16 protein-coding genes are annotated in these 14,517 nt (G+C 65.8%); 12 read left to right on the forward strand and 4 right to left on the reverse strand.

Features of this window, described 5'->3' with window-relative positions; translation table 11 throughout:
• Positions 1-63: 63 nt before the first annotated feature.
• Positions 64-1,311 carry a serine hydroxymethyltransferase gene (gene glyA / locus ACSBP4_RS14040; protein ID WP_435552567.1) on the reverse strand — a complete coding sequence of 416 codons (1,248 nt, stop codon included), beginning with the start codon at positions 1,309-1,311 and terminating at the stop codon, positions 64-66.
• 163 nt (positions 1,312-1,474) lie between these two features.
• On the opposite strand from glyA, the gene ACSBP4_RS14045 reads away from it, so the two are divergent.
• Positions 1,475-3,613, forward strand: a complete 2,139-nt coding sequence (locus ACSBP4_RS14045; RefSeq protein ID WP_435552568.1) for a hypothetical protein — start codon at positions 1,475-1,477, stop codon at positions 3,611-3,613.
• Between the two features lie 76 nt (positions 3,614-3,689).
• Here the strand turns inward: ACSBP4_RS14045 and ACSBP4_RS14050 are convergent, their stop codons facing one another.
• Positions 3,690-3,833 carry a hypothetical protein gene (locus tag ACSBP4_RS14050; RefSeq protein ID WP_211249079.1) on the reverse strand — a complete coding sequence of 48 codons (144 nt, stop codon included), beginning with the start codon at positions 3,831-3,833 and terminating at the stop codon, positions 3,690-3,692.
• Positions 3,834-4,104: 271 nt separating this feature from the next.
• On the opposite strand from ACSBP4_RS14050, the gene tbsP reads away from it, so the two are divergent.
• The 7 genes from tbsP to ACSBP4_RS14085 all read left to right on the forward strand — a co-directional run bounded on the left by tbsP (position 4,105) and on the right by ACSBP4_RS14085 (position 9,219).
• Positions 4,105-4,923, forward strand: coding sequence for a transcriptional regulator TbsP (gene tbsP, locus ACSBP4_RS14055; RefSeq protein ID WP_049964380.1), 819 nt, complete (start codon positions 4,105-4,107; stop codon positions 4,921-4,923).
• A gap of 371 nt (positions 4,924-5,294) precedes the next feature.
• Positions 5,295-5,582 carry a hypothetical protein gene (locus tag ACSBP4_RS14060; RefSeq protein ID WP_049964381.1) on the forward strand — a complete coding sequence of 96 codons (288 nt, stop codon included), beginning with the start codon at positions 5,295-5,297 and terminating at the stop codon, positions 5,580-5,582.
• Positions 5,583-5,741: 159 nt separating this feature from the next.
• Positions 5,742-6,446 carry an RNase P subunit p30 family protein gene (locus ACSBP4_RS14065; RefSeq protein ID WP_049964382.1) on the forward strand — a complete coding sequence of 235 codons (705 nt, stop codon included), beginning with the start codon at positions 5,742-5,744 and terminating at the stop codon, positions 6,444-6,446.
• Complete coding sequence (locus tag ACSBP4_RS14070) at positions 6,430-7,071, forward strand: class I SAM-dependent methyltransferase (protein WP_435552569.1); 642 nt, start codon at positions 6,430-6,432, stop codon at positions 7,069-7,071. The genes ACSBP4_RS14065 and ACSBP4_RS14070 overlap by 17 nt, the downstream gene beginning before the upstream one ends.
• The gene (locus ACSBP4_RS14075) at positions 7,068-7,553 is read left to right on the forward strand and encodes an Rpp14/Pop5 family protein (protein ID WP_006648885.1); all 486 of its coding nucleotides are present in this window, start codon (positions 7,068-7,070) and stop codon (positions 7,551-7,553) included. The genes ACSBP4_RS14070 and ACSBP4_RS14075 overlap by 4 nt, the downstream gene beginning before the upstream one ends.
• A gap of 4 nt (positions 7,554-7,557) precedes the next feature.
• Entirely contained in the window at positions 7,558-8,322 is a 765-nt protein-coding gene (gene psmA / locus ACSBP4_RS14080; protein WP_435552570.1) for an archaeal proteasome endopeptidase complex subunit alpha, read from the forward strand.
• A gap of 171 nt (positions 8,323-8,493) precedes the next feature.
• Entirely contained in the window at positions 8,494-9,219 is a 726-nt protein-coding gene (locus ACSBP4_RS14085) for a ribosome assembly factor SBDS (protein ID WP_006181709.1), read from the forward strand.
• Between the two features lie 28 nt (positions 9,220-9,247).
• Here the strand turns inward: ACSBP4_RS14085 and ACSBP4_RS14090 are convergent, their stop codons facing one another.
• Positions 9,248-9,550, reverse strand: a complete 303-nt coding sequence (locus tag ACSBP4_RS14090; protein ID WP_049905571.1) for an FUN14 domain-containing protein — start codon at positions 9,548-9,550, stop codon at positions 9,248-9,250.
• Positions 9,551-9,916: 366 nt separating this feature from the next.
• Here ACSBP4_RS14090 and hflX point away from each other — a divergent pair, with 366 nt between their 5' ends.
• The 4 genes from hflX (at position 9,917) to ACSBP4_RS14110 (ending at position 13,785) form a co-directional block, all read left to right on the forward strand.
• Positions 9,917-11,218 carry a GTPase HflX gene (gene hflX / locus ACSBP4_RS14095; protein WP_049964385.1) on the forward strand — a complete coding sequence of 434 codons (1,302 nt, stop codon included), beginning with the start codon at positions 9,917-9,919 and terminating at the stop codon, positions 11,216-11,218.
• A gap of 108 nt (positions 11,219-11,326) precedes the next feature.
• Positions 11,327-12,172 carry a class I SAM-dependent methyltransferase gene (locus ACSBP4_RS14100; RefSeq protein WP_049964386.1) on the forward strand — a complete coding sequence of 282 codons (846 nt, stop codon included), beginning with the start codon at positions 11,327-11,329 and terminating at the stop codon, positions 12,170-12,172.
• 96 nt (positions 12,173-12,268) lie between these two features.
• The gene (locus ACSBP4_RS14105) at positions 12,269-13,429 is read left to right on the forward strand and encodes a thiolase C-terminal domain-containing protein (RefSeq protein ID WP_435552571.1); all 1,161 of its coding nucleotides are present in this window, start codon (positions 12,269-12,271) and stop codon (positions 13,427-13,429) included.
• Entirely contained in the window at positions 13,426-13,785 is a 360-nt protein-coding gene (locus ACSBP4_RS14110; protein ID WP_006648890.1) for a hypothetical protein, read from the forward strand. Before ACSBP4_RS14105 ends, ACSBP4_RS14110 begins: the two co-directional genes overlap by 4 nt.
• Positions 13,786-14,045: 260 nt before the next feature.
• Here ACSBP4_RS14110 and ACSBP4_RS14115 read toward each other — a convergent pair.
• On the reverse strand, positions 14,046-14,517 hold a 472-nt coding region (locus ACSBP4_RS14115), incomplete at its 5' end, for a DUF7547 family protein (RefSeq protein ID WP_435552572.1).

Below are 14,517 nucleotides of genomic sequence, written 5' to 3' on the forward strand. Positions count from 1 at the left end.
ACGCGCCGAAAAACGGGAGAACGGTGGTCGAGTCCGGATCGACCGAGTCGACGCGGTCGTCGACTACTCGTAGAGCGGGTTGGCGTCGCAGAGGTCGGCGACCTCGGCGCGGACGTCCTCGATGACGGCTTCGTCTTCGGGAGCGTCGATGACACGGGCGATCAGATCACCGACTTTCCGGCAGTCGTCCTCGTCGAAGCCACGGGTCGTCAGCGCCGGCGTGCCGGCGCGGATCCCACTGGGGTTAAACGGCGAGCGCGTCTCGCCGGGGACGGTGTTCCCGTTGAGGACGATGCCGGCCTCCTCCAGGGCCTCCTCGGCGTCGCCGCCGGACGTGTCGGGATGGCTCTCGCGCAGGTCGACGAGGACGAGGTGATTGTCGGTTCCCTCCGAGACCAGCGAGAAGCCGTTCTCGGAGAGGCTCTCACCGAGCGCCTTCGCGTTCGCGACCGTCTGCTCGGCGTACTCGGTGAATGCGGGCTGGAGCGCCTCCTTGAAGCCGACGGCCTTGCCGGCGACGTTGTGCATCAGCGGGCCGCCCTGTCCGCCGGGGAAGACGGCCGCGTCGATGTCGTCGGCGTACTCCTCGTCGCACATGACGATCCCGCCGCGACCGGCGCGGATCGTCTTGTGGGTCGACCCGGTGACGAAGTCGGCGATGCCGACCGGCGAGGGGTGGACGCCCGCGGCGACGAGTCCGGTGATGTGGGCGATGTCCGCGAGGTGGTAGGCGCCGACGTCGTCGGCGGCCGCCTGGATGCGTTCGAAGTCGATCTCGCGCGGGTAGGCGGAGTAGCCCGAGACGATGATGTCGGGGTCGAACTCGGCGGCGTGGTCCGCGAGGTCGTCGTAGTCGATGTAGCCCGTCTCCGGGTCGACTTCGTACTGTTCGACCTCGTAGAGCTGCCCCGTGAAATTCGCCGGGTGACCGTGACTGAGGTGGCCGCCGTGGTTGAGATCCAGCGACAGGATCTTGTCGCCGGGCTCGAGCATCGCGAAGTAAACCGCCTGGTTTGCCTGCGTGCCCGCGTGGGGCTGTACGTTGACGTGGTCGGCACCGAACAGCTCCGTCGCGCGTTCGATTGCGAGTTCCTCGACTTCGTCGGCGTACTCACAGCCGCCGTAGTAGCGCTCGCCGGGGTAGCCCTCGGCGTACTTGTTGGTCAGGGCGCTGCCCTGCGCGTCGATGACGGCCTCACTGGCATGGTTCTCGCTGGCGATCATCTGGAGCGTCTCGCGCTGGCGATCGACCTCGCCCTCGAGTGCGTCGGCGACGGCGGGATCGACGTCCCGTACCTTGTCGTGGTCCATGTTCGAAGTGGGGACTGGCGGCCGCATAAGTGTACCTTTCCTCGGTAATACGCGCCGCAATACCGGCTGCCGGCGACCGGCCCCTGCCCTTCGACCGGCCGGGTTTGTGACGATATCACGCCCCGATACAACTAACTTGTCGGAGTGACATTCAGCCAACTGAATGATAGAGTGGGCGGTAGACGGCGACACCCTCCACGTCACCGACGCGGACAACGCCGAGCTGACGGTCACCGGTGACGAACTCGTCGTCGACGGCTCCGGGGAAGACATCCCGCGCCCGGTCGACGACACCATCGTCGTGACGACTGACGAACTCCGGTTCCCGCACGCGGTCGTCTACGCGTTCTCGGTTGGCGTCGAGGACGGTCACGAACTCGACCCCAGCGGCGAGCCCCTCCCGTTGTCCCCCGACGAGTACGTCGTCGATATCGATACGGAGATCAAGTCCTATCTGCGGTTCTCGGGGGCCGCGACGATCGCGAAGACCGACGATTACGAGGAGATCGTCGTCTCCTTCCCCGAGCGAACTCGGGTCATCCTCGGAGTCCGGTGCCGACACGAGTTCCCCGCCGGAACGATCACCGTCCCCGACTCCCCGCCGGCGATCGCGGAGGCCATCACCCACATGGCCGGCTCGCACAAAACCGACGGCCCGGATCGGAGCTATCCGACGCTCCGCGGTCACCCCTCGTTGATCGAACGCGGGACCGAACTCAAGATTCCCGACTGTCTCCGGGTCGCAACCCCTGATCACGGGATCGAACTCGTCGTCCCGCCCGACTACGAGTCGCTGTTCGTCACGGCACCGCTGGCGTACTACTTGCAGGCGACCGTTCGGACGACCGACGAAGTCCTCGGAACCCACACCGGCGCAGCCCCCAACCGACCGCGGCTCCGCATTCCCGACCGGGGGATCGACGTCGAACTCGCCACGATGCCCGACCTCGAGGGCGACGTCGAGCGGCTGCTCCGAAAGACCTTCTTCCTCGATTGCCTCGTTCGCAACGTCGGTCCCTACGGGACGGCCCTCGCGGAACGTAGCCTGCTCGAGGCCCTCGAACTCGACGCCGAGCGCCTGTACGACGCCGATCCGCGGGAGCGTCTCGCCGCGTATCTCGACGTACCCTACGCGGCGATCAAGCATCGCCTCCCCGACTGGCATCTCTCGACGTACGTCGCACCCGAGTACGATAGCGTCGAGACCCTGCCGTTCTTGCTCGACCGGCTGAGCATGGTCTATACGCCACGAACCTCCGAACTCGAGGGCCAGGAACTCGTCGAGCGCTCGCTCGAGGACTTCTATCGGGGCAGCGATCGCGGTTCGGGCCAGCAGCTGCCGCCGGCCGGGCCCAGGGCCAGCGGCGGACAAGTGGCATCGGTCGACATCGTCAAACCCGACCTCCGTAGCGGTCGCACGCACGGCTGGCTCGCCGACGGCGTCCCGATCGACGTCTTCAAATCCGCTCCCGAGGCCTACCACAACCGCCTCGAGTTCCTCGAGCGGGCCAGCGACGCAACCTCGATCTGTGTCGTCCTCAACGACCCGGAGATGGCCGGCGAACACGACGACGTCGCGGCGATCTACCGCCGGCGCTCCGAGGAGTTGTCGATGGACGTCACCGTCGCGGAGTCGCTCGGGACGGCCGAACTCGCCCGTGTCTTCGAGGACGACCACGACTTCGTCCACTACATCGGTCACTGCGAGACCGGCGGCCTGTGCTGTCCCGACGGGACGCTTTCGGCCTCGAGCCTCGATCGCTGTAACGCCCAGACGTTCTTTCTCAACGCCTGTGGCTCCTACTACGAGGGGCGGTCGCTGATCGAGAAAGGCAGCGTCGCCGGCGCGGTTACGTTCACCAAGGTCCTCAACGATCACGCCGTCAAGGTCGGCTCGACGTTCGCCAAACTCCTCGTCCACGGGTTCAGCATCGAGCGCGCGATGGGGCTGGCTCGACGACGCATCATGATGGGCAAGGACTACGCCGTCGTCGGCGACGGCACCCACTCGCTGGTCCAGGGCGAACAGCGGCTCCCGACGACCGCGACCCTCGAGGAACTCGAGGACGCAAGCGAGAAGGAGTACCTGCTGACCGTCGACTGTTACTCGACCCGGGCGACCGGCTCCTACTACTTCCCCCACACCGAAACCAACGACTACGCCTACCTCTGTGGGAACGAGTCGAGTTTCACGCTCACGGCGTCGGAACTGGTGACGATGCTCAAAGAAACGGAGGCGTCGGTGATCTACGACGGGGACATCTACTGGTCGACGGAACTGTGGCCCCGCTTCGATCGCTGACTCATACGGTCTCCTGTCCGTCACTGCCGGTGGGACCGCGACCCGCCCTGCGGTCCCACCGGGACAGCAAACCGTATCAGGGTCCGCCGTACGTACTCACGCGCTTTGCTTCGAGGGCCATCGCCGGCGGCGATCGGCCACGAACGGTTCCCGCCGTGGTTCGAACCCGTTCGGCCAGCTCGTGAACGACCCGCCACAGCCGATTGCGTGTAACTGCCATACGATACTGTAATACATCGATGCGTGTATATAATTATTGCCGACAGTATTCAACCCCATAATAAGACGCGGTACCGATCGGGCCGGCATCGCGACCACCGCTGCCCCTGCCCCCAGTTCCACCCGGAAGTCGACAACGACCATCCGTATTTCGTCGGCGAACTAACGGGATATGGGACAAAAATTACCGGTTCAGGCGCGCAGCCAACTGTTCTGCTGTGCAAACGGCCACCAAAATTAAGTACCGAGCTATCGATTACTTCTGTATAGGCATGACCTCGAATTTACTTAACCACCAGATTGACGATATCCTCGAATCCGTCCTCGGGGATGTGACCGGGGACGTCTACATGGTCAACCCCTCGCGGGACGCCATCGAGGAGTTCGTCTCCGTCGCGACCGCTTTCGACGACGACCTGCCGTCGGTACACATGCTGGCCGACGAACGTACCCTGAAAGACGTCATGGACGACTTCATCGTCGCCTCGAACGCCGCGGACCTCATCAGCGAGGGGGCACTCGTCCTGCGGACGCTCGAGGAGACGCCCGAGAACTCCCTGCTCGTCAGCGAGGACCGGGTCGTCGCCATCGTCCACGCCGGCGACCGCGTCGGCGGGCTCGTTACCGACGACGAGAGCTTCGTCGCCGATACCTACGACACCTACGCCGACCGTTGGGCCGACGCCAGCGACTTCAACCTCCGGACGCCCCCGATTACGGACGTCCGCGAGACGCTGGCCGACGAGATCAGTCCCGAGGCCGAAGAAGACTTCACTGCAATCTTGGACTCGCTCGAGACCGCCCGCGGCGACGGTGATGGCCTCGACGAGGTCACCATCTCCCTGCTCGTGGCGGCCAAGAACGAAGCGCTGCTGTACGACATCAGCAAGTGGGGCGAGGACGTCGGGATCGCCTCCAAGGCGACGTTCTCCCGGACGAAGACCAAGCTCGAGGACATGGGCCTGATCGACACCGAGAAGGTCCCGATCGACGTCGGCCGGCCGCGCCTCCGACTGAAGATCGGCGATGAGCGCCTCAGCGAGGCCGACAACGGCCAGCTCGCGACGGTCGCACAGAGCATTCTCAACTAACGAAGTTTTGCGCTGCGGGCGCGGCAGAGCCGCGCCCTCGGCAAAAATTCGATTAAAAGCACTCCTCCTTCCGTTCTGTGACGCGTCGCGTCACTCGGCTCACGGCTTCGCCGTTCGCCTATTCGCGGCGCTACGCGCCGCGCACTCCACATCAGTCGTCGGCCCGCTCGCTCGACCTTCGGCCTCGCTCGCGGTCAGTATCGGGTAACAGCCTGCCTTCCCCCGGGTCCCGCGCCCTCACATTCGTTCGGACGCGCTCCCGGCCATGTGATTCTTTACTCGCTTCAATAGCGGATTTGGAGTCAGTTCCGGCGGGCGCACGGTCGGCAGATACATATCCGCCGTGATTGTAGTGTCGGCCCAGTGTGACGATGGACACCCAGCAGCTCTATGTCGTCGGTCTCGTACTGGGACTGATCGGAAGTCTCGTGACTGTCGTCAGCCTTGTACTCGCTGGGTTCGTGACTACCGCGGTTATCGGGATCGGAGCGACGTTCGCCTTCGCGGTCAGTCTTGAAAACATCTTCTCGAGGACGGATTTCGATCGGGAGCATTCGTTGAGTTACCGCATTGTCAACTGGGGCGGTGCCGTCATCGTGGTCGCTCTCGGTCTCCTGATGCTCACAGTGGGGCTCGTCTCTTTCAGGACGTTCGTGTGACGGGTATTCCGTCATCGGCTGATTGTCACTCTCGTCTGCTGGGACTTTCAGCTACGGCTTGGGATTACCGAACAATCTCTCTAAGATCGAATTCCGTATTCGATCGGTCGGTCGTCGCATGGCGCAAACCCCAAGTCGACGCCGTGAGACGGTTCAAATATGTACGAGGCCGTCCGCGCCCATCCCGACGGGAAGAGTACGGTTGCCCGGGTCGCCAAACGGGCGGCCGACTACGGCTACGAGGGCGTGGTCGTACGCAATCACGACGGGTCGCGTGCGGAGTATGACCCCGAACGGATCGAGTCGGAGTACGGGATCGACGTCGTCGCGGGCGTCGAGATCCGGGCCGACGACCCGCAGGGCGCAAGCGGCGCGGTCGGGAACCACCGCTCGTCGGACACCATCGTCGCCGTTCACGGCGGGACGAACCGACTGAACCGCTTCGCTGTCGAACAGCCGAAAGTCGACGTCCTCTCGCATCCGATGCGCGGCGACGGCGATATCAACCACGTGCTGGTCAAAGCCGCCGTCGAGAACGGCGTCCGCCTCGAGTTCGACCTCTCGGGGGCTCTCAGAGAGAGCGGCGGCCACCGCGTTCGAATCCTCCAGTCGCTGCGAAAACTCCGGGAGATCGTCGCCCACTACGACGCGCCCTACGTCGTCAGCGCCGAGCCGACCTCGCATCTCGAGTTACGAGCGCCTCGCGAACTGCAAGCCCTGGGCGAGCAACTCGGCTTCTCGAGCGCGTTCGTCGAAGACGGCCTCGCGGAGTGGGGCCGACTGGCCGAGCGCAATCGGCACGTCCACTCCGAGTCGTTCATTGAGCCGGGGGTCGAACGGGGCAGGTATGAAGAGGACGCTTGAGGAACACGCCGCCCGGTTCGACGAGAAGGCCGGCGAGTACGACGACTCGAAATCGGAGGAGTACCACGCCTGTGCGAACCTCGTCGTCGAACATGCCGCGCCCGCGGCCGACGAGGTCGTCCTCGATCTCGCGACCGGGACCGGTGCGATCGCGCTCGCCATCGCCCCCGACGCCGATCGCGTGGTCGGCCGCGACATCAGCGACGGGATGCTCGAGCAAGCCCGCGAGAAGGCCGCCGACGCCGGACTCGAGAACGTCGAATTCGGCCACGGCACCTTTCGGGAGCCCGACTACGACGGCCCCGTCGACGTCGTGACCTCGAACTTCGCCCTGCATCACCTCTCCGACGAGGAGAAACGGGAGGCGATCGCGGTCATCGCCGACTTAGAGCCCCGGCGGTTCGTCCTCGGGGATGTGATGTTCTTCGGCGAGCCCGACCCCGACGAGCCCTTCTACTCGCCCGAAGTGGACGACCCCGCGACGGTCGGCGTCCTCGCCGATGCCTTCACCGACGCCGGCTTCTCGCTGACCGCGGTCGAGCGCGTCCACGACCAGGTCGGCGTGCTGGTCGCCGAGCGGAGCCCGACGGCGGGGGCCGTCGACGCGGCGACCGAGGAGTCATGAAGCACCTGCCGAAACACCTCCGGCCGCGGTGGCGGTACCTCGCGGTCGAACTCGAGACCTGGCCCGACGAGCGAATCGGCCGGCGGTCGTTCCAGCGCGAGTTGTGGTACGCGGGCCAGAACCTGCTGGGCGATCCGGGCAGCGCCGACGCCGACCTCTCGGTCGTCCGCTACGACTTCGCCGACGGACGAGGGGAGGCGATCGTCAAAGTCCGTCGGGGCGAGACCGACCCCGCTCGGGCGGCGCTGGCCTGTCTCGACGAGGTAGACGGCGCGCCCGTCGGGGTCGCCGTCCGCGGTATCAGTGGCACGATCCGTGCCGCTGAAGAAAACTATTTACGGCGACGCGGGCAAGATTCGGAGGAGAGAAACGTCGTGTTCGGGAACGAAGAGCGAGTCGCCGTCCGCCGGGACAGCGTGGGGGACGTTCGACTCGATGAGGCGTTCGTGGGCGCGACAGACCTCGACTACGATTTAGCGTGATACTATGCAGGGACAAGCCCAACAGCAGGCGTACGACCGCGGCATCACGATCTTCTCGCCCGACGGCCGACTCTACCAGGTCGAGTACGCTCGCGAGGCGGTCAAGCGAGGTACGGCAAGCATCGGCGTTCGAACGCAGGACGGCGTCGTCCTGGCGGTCGACAAACGAGTCCCCTCCCCGCTGCTCGAGGACTCGAGCGTCGAGAAGATCCACAAGGCCGACGACCACATCGGCATCGCCAGCGCGGGCCACGTCGCCGACGCTCGCCAGCTGATCGACTTCGCGCGCCGCCAGACGCAGGTCAACCAACTGCGCTACGGCCAGCCGATCGGCGTCGAGACGCTGACCAAGGAAGTCACCGATCACATCCAGCAGTACACGCAGGTCGGTGGCGCTCGCCCGTTCGGCGTCGCGCTGATCGTCGGCGGCATCCAGAACGGCGAGCCGCGCCTGTTCGAGACCGACCCCTCGGGGACCCCCTACGAGTGGAAGGCCCTGGCCGTCGGTGCCGACCGGAGCGACCTCCAGTCCTACCTCGAGGAGAACTACGACGAGGAGGCCGATCTCGATGGCGGTATCCAACTCGCACTGGACGCGCTCGCGTCGGTCAACGACGGCTCCCTGCTGCCCAGCGAGGTCGGGCTAGCGACCGTCGACGTCGAGACCGAGACCTTCGAGCAGTTCGATCAGGACCGGATCGCCGACCACCTCGAGGAGAACGACCTCCTCGATACTGGCGAAGACGAACCGGCCGAGGACGACGAGTAACCGACCCGCCGCGGTCCGTTTTCGATGCGTTTTCCAGTGTCGATCGACCCGTCACGAGCGACGCGACAGAGCGCGGACACTGCCGAACGGATCGGAGCCGCGCCGAATCATGGCCGGATTCGGGGCGCCTATCGGGAAACACTCTTTTCACTGGCGGCGGAACCGTGTGATATGATTTCGCTCGACGAGGCAGTGACGGCGCGACTCGAGTCCCACGGGGCGCGCTTCGAAGTGTTAGTCGACCCGGACGCGGCACTGGAGATCAAACGCGACGAGTTCGACGGCGAGTTGGAGGACGTAATCGCCGCCGAGGACGTCTTCGAGGACGCCTCCCGCGGTGACCGACCCGCGGAGGCCGACCTCGAGAAAGTCTTCGACACCACGGAGCCCCTCGAGATCATCCCCGAGGTCATCAAGGAAGGGGAGATCCAGATCACGGCCGATCAGCGCCGCGAGATGCAAGAACAGAAACGCAGGCAGTTGATCGATACCATCACGCGCAACGCGGTCAACCCGCAGATGGACAACGCGCCCCATCCGCCCGAACGGATCGAAAACGCCCTGGAGGAGGCCGGCGTCACCGTCGATCCGATGGAACCGGTCGAACAACAGGTCGACGACGCCTTGGACGCCTTGCGGCCGGTGATCCCGATCCGGTTCGAGGAGGTCACCGTCGCCGTCAACGTCCCGGCCGACTACGCCGGCAGCGCACAGGCCAAGATCCGTCAGTTCGGCGACTTGGAGCGCGAGGAGTGGCAGTCCGATGGCTCGTGGATCGGGGTCCTGACGTTCCCGGCCGGCATGCAAAACGAGTTCTACGACCTGGTCAACGAACACACCAGTGGCGAGGCCGAAACGGAGATCGTCAAGGACAAGGGCGATCTGAAGACCCGCTGAGGGAGTGATTCGGGGCCGATTCGTGCCCTTACCCTCGCCTGTACCCGATCAGGAAGCCGCTGGTGAAGCCGACGCCGATCGACAGCGTCGAGACGGCCGACTCGAGCCAGCTGCCGGTTCTGTCGCTCGACGAGAGCAACCCGGCCGTGAGGCGCTCGTAGTCGACGGTAACGATCCCTTCGGACTCGAGAAAGCGAAAGGCCATCAGTTCGACGCCGACGATGATCGCGAGCAACTTTGCGATCTTCTTGGCGGCGTAGCCGATGAGGCCCCCGACGAGCGCGCTGGCCCCGAACTCGAGGCCCAGCGTCGTCGGATCGAGATCTAGCATGTGGGCGTCCATTCGAGTCGGCTCGCATGACTGTTTCGATCAGCGAGGGCGTCGGAACCGGCTTTCGGGCCGGGACAGGCCAGTTCGTAGCGGGAATAGGTCCGCCGAGCGGGCGATCGCGGGACGGCCCCGGGCACGGGATTCAAGACGATCGGTCGCGTACGGGCGAGTATGTGTCACGTCCGCCCGCGCCACGCAACGGAGGTGTTCGGCCGGCATCGTTAGCGTTGCCGGGACCACGCGGCGGTGTCCACACCGCCCTCGAGTCAGTCGTTTCTCGACGGCGACCGTCGGGGCCGACGAGCCGCGCTGCTCGAGCGATCGCGACCGATCACGGCCGCGCCCGGGGACCACACAGCTACCCGCATGAACACGATCATCGCCAAACGCGTCGACTCGGGAACGCCCGATACGAGCGAAATCCGAGACCTGGCCCGCGCGGCGGGGTATACCGTCGTCGGTGAGGTCACCCAGTCTCGCCGGGCCGATCCGGCGCTCCAGATCGGCGAGGGGAAAGCCGAGGAACTCGCGGCGCTGGTCGAAGAGACCGACGCGGCGACGGTAATCTTCGACAACCGGCTGGGCCCCTACCAGACGTACAACCTCGGGCAGCTCCTGCCGGAGGGGGTCGAGGTCATCGACCGCTTTACCCTGATCCTCGAGATATTCGGGCAACGCGCCCAGACTCGGAAAGCACAACTCCAGGTCGAACTGGCCGAACTGCGGTACGAACTCCCCCGGGCCGAAGCCAAGACCAGCCTCGCCAAGCGCGAGGAACACCCCGGGTTCATGGGGCTTGGCGAGTACGACGAGAGCCGCGAGCAGGACATCAAGGCCCAGATCAGCCGTATCAAAGACGAGTTAGAGCGGATCGAACAGACCGAACAGCAGCGTCGGGAGCGTCGGCGCGATTCGGGGTTCGATCTGGTCGCGCTCGCGGGCTACACCAACGCCGGCAAGTCGACCCTGCTCCGGCAACTCGCGACCGACCTCGAGGTCGAGGAGAACGAGGACCTCCACCGGGATCTGGATCCGACCGCCGAGTCACAGGACAAGCTGTTCACGACGCTCGGAACGACCACCCGACGCGCCGACATCGACCGGCGCGACGTGCTGGTGACCGACACCGTCGGGTTCATCAGCGACCTGCCCCACTGGCTGGTCGAGTCGTTCAAGTCGACGCTCGATTCGGTCTACCGGGCGGATCTCGTCTTGCTCGTCGTCGATGTCAGCGAACCGATCGACGAGATCCACGAGAAGCTCGTCACCTCCCACGACACCCTCTACGAGCGCAACGAGGCCCCGATCGTGACCGTGCTGAACAAGATCGACCAGGTCGACGACGCGGAACTCGCCGAGAAGCGCGAGGCGCTGTCCTCGCTCGCGCCGAACCCGGTCACGGTCAGCGCCAAGGAGGGGCTGAACGTCGACGGCCTGCTCGAGCGCATCGAGCATGAACTGCCCGACTGGGAGGCCGAGCGATTGCTGTTGCCGATGACCGACGACACGATGAGCGTCGTCTCGTGGCTCCACGACAACGCCCACGTCGACGACGTCACCTACGGCGACGAGGATGTCGTCGTCTCCTTCGAAGCCCGTCCTGCGGTGATCTCGCAGGCGCGCTCGCGTGCGAGCGAGTTGCGGACGGCCGCGGCCGAGTCCGCCTGACCGACGGGGTTCGACAGCATCGGACATGCGGGCCACGGCGGTGGCGTCGATTCGATCGGAGAGGGGGAACGTTATGTCGCTCGAGTGCCACCGCACGGTCGATCTCGAATGGCGGACGATGCGTCACGAGGCGACGATCCACGGGCCTTCTACGACGAGTATGGGACCCGTGAGTGGGACCGTCTGGAGGGCCGACTCGACGGCCGGCTAGAGTACACTCGGACGATCGAAACCCTCGAGGAACACCTCCCGCCGTCGGGCCGCGTACTCGACGCGGGCGGCGGCGCGGGACGGTACAGCATCTGGCTGGCCGAACACGGATACGACGTGACGATGGTCGATCTCAGCCCCGGACAACTGGCCGTTGCTCGAGACCGGATTCGCGAGCGCGGCGTCGAATCCCGAATCGAACTCGCTCAAGGGTCGATCACGGATCTCGGACTTGCCGCGGACGCGTTCGACGCCACGTGCTGTCTCGGCGGTCCGCTGTCCCACGTCATCGACGAGGCGGAGCGAGCGCGGGCCGTCCGGGAACTGCAGCGCGTTACTCGGCCCGACGCCCCGGTGTTTGCGTCCGTCATGGGCCTGCTCGGCGCCGTTCAACTGTATCTCGTTACCGGTCACAATCTCGAGGCACTCCCCGACCTCCTCGAACACGGCGACTACACGTCACGGCTGGTCGACGCGTACAGCTACGAGAACGAGTTCACCGCGACGCATTTCTTTCGGCGGGCGGAACTGGAATCGCTCCTGTCCCGGAACGGGCTCTCCGTCGTCACCACGACGGGGCTGGAAGGCCTCGCGTCGCCGCTACACGACGACCGGCTCAGGAGTGCCCTCGAGGACGCCTCCGACGCGGAACTGGCGGCGCTCGAGCGGACGGTTGGGCGGACCGGCGACGATCCGGTCGTGACGGATCTCTCCGTCCACATGCTTGCCGTCGCCGAGGCGTAACCCGGTCGAGTCCCCCGCGACTCCCGGTACCATCCCGACTTCCAATCGTTGACACGAACCCCACCTTATAAATCCCTCACTCGAGTCCAGTAAGATATGGAACCGGTTGCAATCATCGGCGCCTCGATGACCCAGTTCGGGCAACGCGAGGGGGAGTGGATCCAGGACCTCCTCGCGGAGGCCGGAATCGAGTGTCTCGAGGACGCGGGTGTCGACGCCGACGACGTCGAACACCTGTACGTCTCGAACATGGCAAGCGGCGAGTTCGAAGGCCAGACCGGCGTGCCAAACGCCCTGGCCCACGACCTCGACGCGATGCCGGCGTACACGCAACGAGTGGATCAGACCAGCTCGAGCGGCGGTGCGGGGATCTACGCGGCCTGGCAGTCGGTCGCCAGCGGGGCCAGCGACATGACTCTGCTCGTCGGCGGCGAGAAGATGACCCACAAGACCACGGGGGAGGCCACCGACGTCATCGCGTCGCTGACCCATCCCGCGGAGTACAAACACGGCGTCACGCTGCCATCCTTCGCGGGGCTGACGGCGCGACACTACTTAGAGCGGTTCGACGCGCCCCGCGAGAGCCTCGCGAAGGTGGCGGTCAAGAACCACAAAAACGGCGTCGACAACCCGAACGCGCAGTTTCAAACGGAGATCGACGTGGAGACGGCCCTCGAGTCGCCGATCGTCGCCGACCCGCTGCGGCTGTACGACTTCTGTCCGATCACGGACGGCTCGGCGGCGCTGATGCTCTGTCCCGAGTCCGTCGCCAAGGAGTACACCGACAACTACGCCCTCATCACGGGAATCGACGGCGCGACGGACACCCACGTCGTCCACGAGCGCGAGGACCCCACCGTCATGGGCGGGGTCGTTGAGAGCGGCAACGGGGCCTACGAGATGAGCGGTCGCGGACCAGAGGACATCGACGTGGCCGAACTCCACGACATGTTCACGATCCTCGAGTTCCTCCAGATGGAGGGGCTGGGCTTCGCCGAGCAGGGCGAGGCCTGGAAACGCGTGGAAGCGGGGGACACCGAGCGCGACACCGGTGACCTCCCGATCAACACCTCCGGCGGGCTCAAATCGAAGGGCCATCCGCTCGGAGCCAGCGGCGTAGCACAGGGCGTCGAAATCTACGAACAGGTCGTCGGCGAGGCCGGCCCTCGACAGGTCGAGGCGGACGTGGGGCTGTGCTGTAACGTCGGCGGCTTCGGCAACTGCGTCATCACCACGATCATGGAGGCAGCACAATGACGATGGACGCGACCCGCTACGACGACGGCTCGATCACCTACCCCGGCCACCCGCGCGGACCGGGCGGCTCGGAGCCGGTCGAAACGATCGACCTCAGCGAGTACACCGCCGAGGTCGTGACCTGGACGACCAGTACCGCGACGCCGCCGGGCGTCCGCGAACCCAACACGCTCGCGATCGTCGAGTTCGAGGTAGATGGCGAGACGGTCCGCGCGATCGGCCAGGCGACGACCGACGACCTCGAGACCGGCGACGAGGTCCGGCCGGTCCACGTCGACGAACTCCGCGAACCCGGCGCGGGCATCAGAGAGCCCGAGAGCCAGTCGTGGGACGGCTACCGGTTCGAACCGGTCTAATTCGCCAGTAGCGCGGGTTCGTTTTTCCGAACGCGGAGCCATCCCGATCATCCAGCGTGCGGTGGCGCGCGCTGTCGACTGACCGAACGACGGTGAGGGCAGTCGACGACACTGTGCGAGGGACGAGTGAGCGACTGAAATGAGCGAACGAGTCGGCTGGGGAGGGTGTGGCAACTCCCCGTTGCCACGATAGCAGAACACTTCTTCTCCCCATTCATGGCGGTCGGTCCCGTGGAAAAACGCGTCCGCAAATTCCGCCCTCAGTTCTCGTCGCTCGAGCCGTCGGCCGTCCCGTCGTCGTTTTCGCCCCCCCTCGAGGCGTTCTCGTCCGCGGAATCCGCATCACCGTCGCTTGAGTCGTCCTCGCCGTACTGATCCCGCAGCGTCTCGAGTTCGGCGTCGACGTCGACGGCGGGGTCCGGCTCGCCGTCGGTGCCGTCCGGACCAGCGTCGTCCAGCGGCCCCTCTTCGATATCGATCGTGACGCCGCCCGCACCGTCCGATCGGTCCCGATCGGCCGCCTCCGGGTCCGCCTCCGCGGCCGCCCGAAGTCGGCTGTCGACGTCGTCGCGGAGTTCGCGCGCCTCCGCGAGGAGGTCGCGGGCCTCGTCGTCGGCGGGCAACTGCCCCGACGAGGCGGCCCGCTGGAGTTCCGAGAGGACGGTATCGAGGCTGGACAGCGTCGTCTCCCGGAGCCGGTCCGCCCGCTCGCCGGTCGACTCGGCGGCCGCC

Origin of the sequence: Natrinema sp. CGMCC1.2065 (assembly GCF_051225675.1) — an archaeon.
GTDB lineage: Archaea > Halobacteriota > Halobacteria > Halobacteriales > Natrialbaceae > Natrinema > Natrinema thermotolerans.

Bases quoted from the DNA above. Each gene is read 5' to 3' on its own strand.
- ACSBP4_RS14070 (WP_435552569.1), top strand. From the start codon at position 6,430: ATGAAGAGGACGCTTGAGGAACACGCCGCCCGGTTCGACGAGAAGGCC.
- tbsP (WP_049964380.1), top strand. From the start codon at position 4,105: ATGACCTCGAATTTACTTAACCACCAGATTGACGATATCCTCGAATCC.
- hflX (WP_049964385.1), top strand. From the start codon at position 9,917: ATGAACACGATCATCGCCAAACGCGTCGACTCGGGAACGCCCGATACG.
- ACSBP4_RS14085 (WP_006181709.1), top strand. From the start codon at position 8,494: ATGATTTCGCTCGACGAGGCAGTGACGGCGCGACTCGAGTCCCACGGG.
- ACSBP4_RS14060 (WP_049964381.1), top strand. From the start codon at position 5,295: ATGGACACCCAGCAGCTCTATGTCGTCGGTCTCGTACTGGGACTGATC.
- ACSBP4_RS14110 (WP_006648890.1), top strand. From the start codon at position 13,426: ATGACGATGGACGCGACCCGCTACGACGACGGCTCGATCACCTACCCC.
- ACSBP4_RS14105 (WP_435552571.1), top strand. From the start codon at position 12,269: ATGGAACCGGTTGCAATCATCGGCGCCTCGATGACCCAGTTCGGGCAA.
- ACSBP4_RS14075 (WP_006648885.1), top strand. From the start codon at position 7,068: ATGAAGCACCTGCCGAAACACCTCCGGCCGCGGTGGCGGTACCTCGCG.
- ACSBP4_RS14065 (WP_049964382.1), top strand. From the start codon at position 5,742: ATGTACGAGGCCGTCCGCGCCCATCCCGACGGGAAGAGTACGGTTGCC.
- psmA (WP_435552570.1), top strand. From the start codon at position 7,558: ATGCAGGGACAAGCCCAACAGCAGGCGTACGACCGCGGCATCACGATC.
- ACSBP4_RS14100 (WP_049964386.1), top strand. From the start codon at position 11,327: ATGGCGGACGATGCGTCACGAGGCGACGATCCACGGGCCTTCTACGAC.
- ACSBP4_RS14050 (WP_211249079.1), bottom strand. From the start codon at position 3,833: ATGGCAGTTACACGCAATCGGCTGTGGCGGGTCGTTCACGAGCTGGCC.
- ACSBP4_RS14090 (WP_049905571.1), bottom strand. From the start codon at position 9,550: ATGCTAGATCTCGATCCGACGACGCTGGGCCTCGAGTTCGGGGCCAGC.
- glyA (WP_435552567.1), bottom strand. From the start codon at position 1,311: ATGGACCACGACAAGGTACGGGACGTCGATCCCGCCGTCGCCGACGCA.
- ACSBP4_RS14045 (WP_435552568.1), top strand. From the start codon at position 1,475: ATGATAGAGTGGGCGGTAGACGGCGACACCCTCCACGTCACCGACGCG.